The organism is Streptomyces sp. NPDC004721 (genome assembly GCF_053601495.1).
On sequence record NZ_JBSGBZ010000119.1, the window covers coordinates 1 to 8612 of the forward strand.

Genomic DNA, 8612 nt, shown 5'->3' on the forward strand with positions numbered 1-8612 from the left:
GCGACAACGCGGCGTGGGGGTACCCCCGGCCGAAGGCTGGGGGAGTGCCGTGCCGGGCGTCGCGAGCCGGTGAACCTTTCCGGTCGCAGCACTAGTCGCAGAGGGTGGCGCCGCTCAGGTTCTGGCCCGGCGCGGGGGGTTGCGGCATTCCCGCTGCCCCGTCCGCTCCGGGAACGACCGCGTCATGCCTGCCACAACCCGCCAGTGCGCCGACGGCCACGACCGCTGCGCACACCCACCGCTTGGACGCTCCGATCCGCAGGTTCCTGCTCACTCTTCCCCCGTTTCAGCACACCATCAGATCAATAGGCGGATCACTCTAGGGGGTGCTTCTGACAAGCGTCAGCAGGTTAGTTGTGTGGTGTGCTGGGGCGGAGCACATGCTCGCGATGACCACCAGGCACCGCCCCTCACACGAATCCGGTGATCCGCCATGGCCCCACAGGTCCGCCACCCCGTCTTCGCCCGCTTCTACGCCCGTGTCGCCGGTCCCGGCCTGGAGAGGGCCGGCATCACGCGGTACCGGAAGCGCCTGGTGGCCGGTCTGTCCGGCCGGGTCATCGAGATCGGCGCGGGCAATGGACTGAACTTCCCGCACTACCCGGCCGAGGTGAGACGCGTCCTGGCCGTCGAGCCGGAGCCCCGACTGCGTGCCCTGGCCGCGGAAGCGGCCCGCGCCGTGCCCGCGGAGGTGGAGGTCGTGGACGGCCGGGCCGAGCAACTGCCGGTGCCCGACGCCTCGTTCGACGCGGCCGTCGTGTGCCTCACCCTGTGCTCGGTGGCAGACCCGGCGGCGGCCCTGGCCGAGATCCACCGCGTCCTGCGGCCCGGAGGCCGCATGCGGTTCTTCGAGCACGTCCAGGCGGACACGCCGGGCATGCGCCGCGTCCAGCGTGCCGTGGACGCGACCTTCTGGCCACTGCTGTGCGGAGGCTGCCACACCGGCCGCGACACCCAGTCCGCCATCACCGCGGCCGGGTTCACTCTCACTGAGGAGGAGAGGTTCGCCTTCCCCGAAACCCGCCTCCCCCTGCCGGCCGCCACCCACATCCTCGGCACGGCCGAGCGCCCCCGCGAGGCAGAGCACTGAACGCGCGCTGCCGCTCATCCGGTGTCGGGCAGGCGCCCGGGACAGCCTGCGGCATCGGCCTTCTGCCGGGCCCGTCGCGCGTTCTCATCGCGGACCGAGGCCAGCCACCGCCACGGTTCGATCTCGTCCGGAGTCAGGCCTGGGCACGCCAGTTGATGGGGGATGCGGCAGGTGGTGCCGGGTGAGGGTTCCTCCAGGCCGCCGTTCCACGCGGCGCCGTCGGTGTCGACGTGCCAGCGGTGGCCGCCGAGGGACCAGCCATCCGGGGAGCGTAGCCCGGCCGTGCACCGCGGGGACCCGGAGCCGGAGGCGACGTGATTCCGTCAGCGTTCCGCCGATTGGTGACCGGCCCGGTAGACGAACGCCGGCGGCAGATTGGGCCACACCACCGCGGTGCGTTCCACCGTGGCGAAATGGCTGCGCAGTTCCGAGGCGAAGCGGCGGGCGGGCGGGGTCCAGGCCGCGTGGCAGTAGGCGAAGGTGGTGAAGCGGCCGCGCGGCCTCAGCACCTGGGCGACGGCTTCGAGAGTGCGGTGTCGCTGCCGTTCGGGCATGACGGTCCACGGCAGCCCGGAGACCACCGCGTGCACCGGCTCCCGGGTCACGGTGGCGACCTCGGATGCCGCGCCCCGGACGACGGTGAGCCGGTCGTCCCGGTGAGCGGCTTCGAGGCGGGCGGCGAACCCGGGATTGATCTCGATGGCGACCAGGCGGGTGCCCGGCGCCATCAGACGAAGGATCGACCGGGTGATCGCGCCTGTGCCGGGGCCGAGTTCGACGACGAGGGAGGCGGTCTCCAGCCCGATCCCACGGGTCATGGCGCGGGCCAGCCCCGGTGAACTGGCGGCGATCGCGCCCGTCGTCAGCGGGTGTTTGAGGAATTGCGTGGTGATCGACACGCCGCTCATGCTCGGCACCCGCGGCGTAGCCGTACGTCGTGTCCGAGGGCCGGGTGTGTAGTCCTCGGGGAGGATCCCACTGCCCCCCACGGGACGACGTGCCGGGCTGCGGGGCGGCATAGCTTGAGGCGGTGCTTCGTCTCATGGAGAGCCTGTCGCACTGGCGGCGGCGTCATCCCTGGCTGCCGGACGCGGTGTTGGTGGTCCTGGTGGGCGTACCGCCCGTGATCCGCGAACAGGCCGGCTGGCGGCCGGTGTGGGTGCAGGCGGTGGTCCACGCCGCACTGGTCCTGCCGCTGCTGTGGCGGCGCCGGTACCCCCACGCCGTCGCCGTGGTGGTCACGGCCGCGTTCTGGGCGCAGTACCTGGGCCACGTGTGGGGGCAGGAAGTGGGCCGGGGCGCCCTCGCCATGGCGGCGCTGCTCTACACGCTCGTGGTCCGCGGTCTGCGCCGCCCCGCCGCCGCGGCGGCCGCGTGCGCGGCCGGGTGCGTGCTGCTGTGGGTTCCGGACTGGCTGCGGTCGTACGAACAGGGGGCTCAAGGGGGGCACGGCGCCTGGTGGACGCCCGCCTCCGTGACGTTCTGGCTGGCCGGGTCGTGGGTGTGGGGCGAGTACGTCCGGGCCCGGCGCGCCCATCTCGCCGAGTTCGCGCGCCGCACCGAACTGGCGGAGTCCCAGCGTGCCGTCCTGGCCCGCGCCGCCGTCGCCGACGAACGCGCACGGATCGCTCGTGAGATCCACGACATCCTCGCCCACGGCGTGAGCGTCATGGTCGTCAACGCCGAGGGCGGCAGGCTGGCCGGACACGCCGACCCGGCGGCCGCGCACCGGGCGCTCGAGACGATCAGTGCCACCGGTCGCGACGCGCTTGTCGAACTGCGTCGCCTGCTGGACGTGCTGCGTCCTCAGGGGGACGGGGAGGACGGGCACCCGCGCACCGGGCCGGACGGGCCGCAGCCGGGCCTGGACGAGCTGCGCTCCCTCGTCGCCCGCTTCCCCGGTGCGGCCACCCTGGAACTGCGCGGGGACCGGCGCGGCCTGCCCGCGGGCGCCGCTCTGCAGACCTACCGGATCGTGCAGGAGGCGCTGACGAACGTCGTCAAACACGCCGCACCGAACGCCGCGGTCCGGGTCCTGGTCGAGGTCGGTTCTCCGGGACCGGAGCGCCGCATCCGCATCCGCGTCGACAACTCGCCGGGCGTGGGAGCCGCACCCAAGGTCGCCTTGCCCTCGGCCGGGCGGGGCGTCGAGGGGATGAGGCAGCGCTCGGCCCTCTACGGCGGCACCGTCTGCGCCGGTCCCACCCCGGAGGGCGGCTACCGCGTGGACGCGACGCTGCGGCCGGGGCCGCCCGCATCTGCCGGGGCGGTGCGGTGAGCGGGGCCGCGGCGCCGCACCGTCCGTACCGTGTGCTGCTCTGCGACGACCAGGAGCTGATCCGGATGGGGCTGCGCATGGTGATCGGCGGCCAGCCCGACCTCACCGTCGTCGGGGAGGCCGCGGACGGGCACACCGCCGTCGCCCTCAGCGCCGAACTGGAACCCGACCTCGTCCTCATGGACGTACGCATGCCGGACCTGGACGGCCTGGCCGCCACCCGGCACATCCGCGCCCGGCCGTCCGCTCCGAAGGTCCTGGTGGTGACCACCTTCGACCTCGACGAGTACGCCTACGGAGCGCTGCGCGCGGGCGCCAGCGGGTTCCTGGTCAAGGACGCGCTGGGGGAGGAGATCCTGGTCACCGTACGGGCCGTGCTGCGGGGCGAGGTGATGATGGCGCCCTCCGTCATCCGCCGCCTCGTGGAGCGCTTCGTCCTGCCCGAGGCCCGCCCCGCCGAGCGTGAGCGGCTGTCGCGGCTGACCGAGCGCGAACGTGAGGTGCTGGCCCTGGTCGCCCGGGGACTGAGCAACGCGGACATCGCCACGCGCCTCTTCCTCGGCGAGAGCACCGTCAAGACCCACCTCGGCCGCCTGCTGTCCAAGCTGGGCCTGCGGGACCGCGTCCACGCGGTCGTCTTCGCCTACGAGAGCGGCCTGGTCCGGGTGGGCGCCTGACCCCCGGCCGCCTGCTCCGGGCCCCCGGCCCGCCGGGGCGGGGCGCACACTGGAGGCAGAAGGACGTGCGACGTGAGCCGAGCCGTGGAGGTCGCCATGAGCACCCTCGAAGAACACATCGACGTCGGAGTCCCCATCGACAGCGCCTGGGACAGCCTTCACCGGGTGGAGAACTATCCCCGCTTCATGGACGGCGTGCGGGACGCCCGTGCGGAGGCCGATGGCCGTGCCCAGTTGGACGTCGAGGCGGGCGGACGGTCCCGGCAGATGGAGGCCGAGGTCTCCGACCGCGCAGGGGACCGCGTGATGGAATGGCACACCACGGGAGCCCCGGAACTGAAGTGCTCCCTCACCCTGCACCCCATCGACCAGGGAAACACCCGGGTCCAGGCACGACTGGAGTACGACCCCGACACCGTCCGGGAGGCATTCGGCGGCCCCAGGGGATTCGCCCAGGCCAACGCGATCGAACGGCTCGTCCGCAGCGATCTGGAACACTTCCGGGAGTACGCCGAACACAGCCGGTGAGTGACGGGAAGACCCAGGGAAGACCCAGGGAAGACCCGCGAGCGAGCCGGCCGTGCTCGTCAGGGCAGTAGGCGCTGTTCCTTGGCGACGGCCACGGCGCCGGCGCGGGTGTCGACGCCGAGCTTGTCGTAGATGCGCCCCAGGTGCGTCTTGACGGTGGCCTCGCTCAGGAAGAGGGCCTTGGCGATGTCCCGGTTGGTCAGCCCGCGGGCCAGCTGGCCGAGGATGTCGCGCTCGCGGTCGGTGAGTTTGGGGCGCGGGCTGCGCATGCGGGTCATGACCCGTTGGGCGACGGGAGCGGACAGGGCGGTGCGGCCGGCGGCGGCGCTGTGGATGGCCGTGAACAGCTCATCGGGGCGCTCGGCCTTGAGTAGGTAGCCGGTGGCGCCCGCCTCGATGGCACGGGTGATGTCGGCGTCGGTGTCGTAGGTCGTCAGGACCAGCACATGGACCGAGCCGCCGGAGTCGGCGGTGATGCGGCGCGTGGCCTCCACACCGTCCATCCCGTCGCCGAGTTGCAGGTCCATGAGAACCACGTCGGGGACGAGCTTCGAGGCGAGCGCGACGGCCTCCGCGCCGCTGTCCGCCTCGCCCACCACATCGATCCCCGGGGCGCTGCCGAGCAGGGCGCGCAGCCCGGCGCGGACCACGGCGTGGTCGTCGCACAGGACGAGCCGTACGGTCGCCGGTTCGGTGCCTTCGGTGGGTTCGGTCCGGTTCATGGAGTGGGGACCTCCGCGGTAGTGGGACGGTGTGGGACGGCCGCGGAGACGACGGTGCCGTCACCTGGCGCGGACTCGATGGTGAGGGTGCCACCCAACTGGCCGACCCTGGCCCGGATCGCGGGCAGGCCGTGCCCGCGGACCCCGACGGCGCGCTCCGGCAGTGCGGCGGTGTCGAAGCCGCGGCCGTTGTCGGCGATGTCCAGCCGGACCTGGTCCTCCAGGTGGGTGAGGGTGAGGGCGGCCCGGGTGGCACCGGAGTGCTCCCGGACGTTGGCGAGGGCGCCCTGGGCGATGCGCAGCAGCGCGGACTGCACCCGGTCCGGCAGCCCGGACGGTCCCGGCGTGCCGTCGACGAGGCAGGTCACGGTGAGTTCGGGCGTGGTCTCGCGGGTGGCCAGGACCCGCAGGGCCGACTCCAGGCCGCCGCCCTCGGCGAGGTCGGCGGGCGCCAGGTCGTGCACGAATCGGCGGGCCTCGGCCAGGCTGCTCTCGGCGATCGACCCGGCGGTGCGCAGATGGGCGCGGGCCCGCGCCGGTTCGGTTTCCCACAGCCGGTCGGCGGCCTGGAGGAGCATCCGCTGGCTGGACAGGCTCTGCGCGAGGGTGTCGTGGATCTCCATGGCCAGCCGCTGGCGCTCGGCGAGAGTGCCCTCGCGGCGCTCGGTGGCGGCGAGTTCGCGACGGGTGCGCACCAGGTCGCGGATCAGGGCGGCCTGCCGGGTCGCCTGCCGGTCCATGTAGGTGAAGACCGCGGTCGCCAGGGCGGCGACGGCCGGGGGACCGATCACCAGGTCCACGTCGAGACGGTCGGCCAGCCGCAGCTGCGCGACGACGACGAAGGCGGTGAAGAACGTCACCAGGGTGTACGCGGCGGGCGTCGGCAGGGTGCGCAGCGCGGTGTAGAACAGCGGCACCGCGCACCAGGCGAAGCTGGGCGCCAGGGCGACCAGTACGGCCCACACGCCGACGAGCGCGCCCAGCCACAGCAGCCCGGTGAGGGGAGGCCGCCCGCGGCTCGCGGAGGCCGAGCCCAGGGAGGAGGGCGAATCCGTCCCGGGGACGGCCGCCGTGCCCGCGCCGGCCGCGGCGACCGCCGTGCGGTGGCCGACGACGTACAGCAGGGCGAGGACGCCGGACAGGGCCAGGACAGCCGGCACCTGGGGCTGGGCGTTGTGCCGCTGGACGTACCGGAACAGGGCGGAGCCGAGCAGCAGGAAGAACGCCAGATGGATGACGAACGCCAGCCTGCGGGATTCGCTGTCGGCGGTGCTCGGGCCGGCCGGGGAGGGCCGGTTCCTGGACGGCATGGGCTGTTCCTCCCCGGCCGGGACGTACGGACATGGCGGTGGCTCGGCGGCGGGCAGGCCTTGGCGCGGCCTCGGCGGAAGGGCCCCGAGCTCGGCAAACACTGCCATTGTCGCCCGGTCGGCACGGCAGGCGGTCAACCGATCGGATGACCCCGACGTCCGCCGTTCCGCGCGCCGGAAGCAGCCGGTACGTCGACGGTCGGGCGTGCTGAGCGGGTCGAGGGTTGAGGCACGGCGCAGCAAGCGCCGAGTTCTCCGACACCCGCTCAGGTACGGCCGATCCGGCGGTCCGGGTGCCGGGGAACGTGACACGACTGGAGAGGTACCCGTGATGCAGCACAAGGCCAAGAAGTTCTCCGCCCGCGCCAAGGCCATCACCTCCGTGGCGGCCGTGGCAGCGGTCGGTGCCGGTGTGGTCGGAGCGGTGTCCGCCTCCGCCGACACCCCGGCCACCGCTCCGGTCGCGGCCGTGGCCGCGGTGAAGAGCAAGGCCACGACCACCAGCACCCACCTGACGGCCGACGCCGCCGCCGACGCCGCGCTGGCGGCGCTGAAGGCCGCCCAGAAGGAGGGCCAGCGGGTGACCGTCGCGGTCGTGGACCGCAACGGCAACACGATCGTCACCCTGCGCGGCGACGGTGCCGGCCCCCAGTCCTACGACTCGGCGATCAAGAAGGCGTACACCGCCGTCTCCTGGAACGCGCCCACCTCCGAGCTGGTCAAGCGCCTGGACTCGGCACCGACCCTGAAGGACATCCCGGGCACGCTGTTCCTGGCGGGCGGCGCCCCGGTCGCGTACAACAACGGCCCGATCGCGGGCGTCGGCGTCGCGGGCGCCCCGTCCGGCGACCTGGACGAGAAGTTCGCCCAGGCCGGTGTCGCGGCGATCAGCAACGGGGGCTGACCCCATCCTGTAGCACCACCCGAGTGACCGGCGTCCCGAAGTGAGCGACGTCCCCGAACCGGCGAGCACTCGGCCACCGCGGCGCGCGGGGGCATTCGCCCCGCGCGCCGCGGGTTCCGGCTTCTCCCGCCCTCCCGGCTTCCCGCCGGCCACCCTTTTCCGCTCCTCTGCTTTGCTTGTCGTCCTTGCTTTGTTTGTCGCTTTGCTTGTCGTCCTTGCCGCCGACGCCGTTGTCGTCCCGTTGTCCGTTGCCACCCTGTGGAGGAGTTCCGTCGTGGCCAAGAAGTCGCTTTCCCCGACCGACCGCGCCCTGCTGGACGCCGCACACCACGGCGACGTCGCCGCCGTCCGCGAGGCGCTCGCAGCCGGTGCCGACCGTGAGGCACGTGACGAGCAGGGCCGTACGCCCCTGCTGCGAGCGGCCCTCGCCGACGAGGTGGAGGCGGCCCGGGTACTGGTCGACGCGGGTGCGGACGTGAACGCGCAGGACGATCGCCTGGACAGCGCCTGGCTGGTGACCGGCGTCACCGGAAGTGTGGCGATGATGCGCGCACTGCTGCCCGGTGGGCCCGACCTGAGGCTGACCAACCGGTTCGGCGGGGTGTCGGTGATCCCGGCGAGCGAGCGCGGTCACGTGGCCTACGTACGGGCCGTACTGGCCGAGACCGGCATCGACGTCGACCACGTCAACCGGCTTGGCTGGACGGCGCTGCTGGAGGCGGTGATCCTCGGTGACGGCGGGCGCACGCATCAGGAGATCGTGGAGGTGCTGCTCGGGGCGGGCGCCGACCCGCTGCTGCCGGACGCCGACGGGACGACGGCCCGCGCCCACGCCGAACGCCGCGGCTTCCGCGGGATCGCGGCCCTGCTGCGCGAGGCCGAAGCGCAGGCGGACCCGGAACGCGGCACGGCCGAGCGGCGGTGACCGGACGCGCGCCAGGCGTCGACACCCCGGCCGCGCCCTCCCATCCCGCTGTCAGGAGGCGGCCGTGCCCGGCCGGCCGACGCGGAAGTCGCGGTGCAGTTCGCGCAGGCGGTCGGTCAGGGCCGGGACGGGGCCCTGCACCGTCAGGCCGGGTACCACGTCCTGGATCGGCAGGCAG

Annotated in this window: 10 protein-coding genes; 6 read left to right on the plus strand and 4 right to left on the minus strand. The window is 73.4% G+C overall.

The genetic code is table 11. The features are described from left to right. Positions 1-433 precede the first annotated feature (433 nt). Positions 434-1090, plus strand: a complete 657-nt coding sequence (locus ACWEK3_RS41605) for a class I SAM-dependent methyltransferase (RefSeq protein WP_450547527.1) — start codon at positions 434-436, stop codon at positions 1088-1090. Positions 1091-1104: 14 nt separating this feature from the next. Here ACWEK3_RS41605 and ACWEK3_RS41610 read toward each other — a convergent pair whose 3' ends face one another. Together ACWEK3_RS41610 and ACWEK3_RS41615 are read right to left on the minus strand one after the other, a co-directional pair. Beyond that, on the minus strand, positions 1105-1287 hold the full coding sequence (locus ACWEK3_RS41610; RefSeq protein WP_450547532.1) for a DUF6083 domain-containing protein: 183 nt from the start codon (positions 1285-1287) through the stop codon (positions 1105-1107). Positions 1288-1413: 126 nt separating this feature from the next. Continuing rightward, on the minus strand, positions 1414-1998 hold the full coding sequence (locus ACWEK3_RS41615) for a class I SAM-dependent methyltransferase (RefSeq protein WP_453252188.1): 585 nt from the start codon (positions 1996-1998) through the stop codon (positions 1414-1416). Between the two features lie 122 nt (positions 1999-2120). On the opposite strand from ACWEK3_RS41615, the gene ACWEK3_RS41620 reads away from it, so the two are divergent. From ACWEK3_RS41620 to ACWEK3_RS41630, 3 genes are all read left to right on the plus strand, one after another. Next, the gene (locus ACWEK3_RS41620) at positions 2121-3368 is read left to right on the plus strand and encodes a sensor histidine kinase (RefSeq protein WP_453252189.1); all 1248 of its coding nucleotides are present in this window, start codon (positions 2121-2123) and stop codon (positions 3366-3368) included. A gap of 32 nt (positions 3369-3400) precedes the next feature. Next, entirely contained in the window at positions 3401-4045 is a 645-nt protein-coding gene (locus ACWEK3_RS41625; RefSeq protein WP_453252190.1) for a response regulator, read from the plus strand. Positions 4046-4117: 72 nt separating this feature from the next. After that, positions 4118-4573, plus strand: a complete 456-nt coding sequence (locus ACWEK3_RS41630; RefSeq protein ID WP_384429411.1) for an SRPBCC family protein — start codon at positions 4118-4120, stop codon at positions 4571-4573. 59 nt (positions 4574-4632) lie between these two features. Here ACWEK3_RS41630 and ACWEK3_RS41635 read toward each other — a convergent pair whose 3' ends face one another. Together ACWEK3_RS41635 and ACWEK3_RS41640 are read right to left on the minus strand one after the other, a co-directional pair. Beyond that, entirely contained in the window at positions 4633-5295 is a 663-nt protein-coding gene (locus tag ACWEK3_RS41635; protein WP_361425866.1) for a response regulator transcription factor, read from the minus strand. Further along, on the minus strand, positions 5292-6605 hold the full coding sequence (locus tag ACWEK3_RS41640) for a sensor histidine kinase (protein ID WP_450547531.1): 1314 nt from the start codon (positions 6603-6605) through the stop codon (positions 5292-5294). Before ACWEK3_RS41640 ends, ACWEK3_RS41635 begins: the two co-directional genes overlap by 4 nt. A gap of 331 nt (positions 6606-6936) precedes the next feature. Between ACWEK3_RS41640 and ACWEK3_RS41645 the strand changes: the two genes are divergently transcribed. Together ACWEK3_RS41645 and ACWEK3_RS41650 are read left to right on the plus strand one after the other, a co-directional pair. Next, positions 6937-7509 carry a GlcG/HbpS family heme-binding protein gene (locus tag ACWEK3_RS41645; RefSeq protein WP_450547533.1) on the plus strand — a complete coding sequence of 191 codons (573 nt, stop codon included), beginning with the start codon at positions 6937-6939 and terminating at the stop codon, positions 7507-7509. Positions 7510-7783: 274 nt separating this feature from the next. After that, complete coding sequence (locus ACWEK3_RS41650; protein WP_390723311.1) at positions 7784-8434, plus strand: ankyrin repeat domain-containing protein; 651 nt, start codon at positions 7784-7786, stop codon at positions 8432-8434. Positions 8435-8612: the final 178 nt, after the last annotated feature.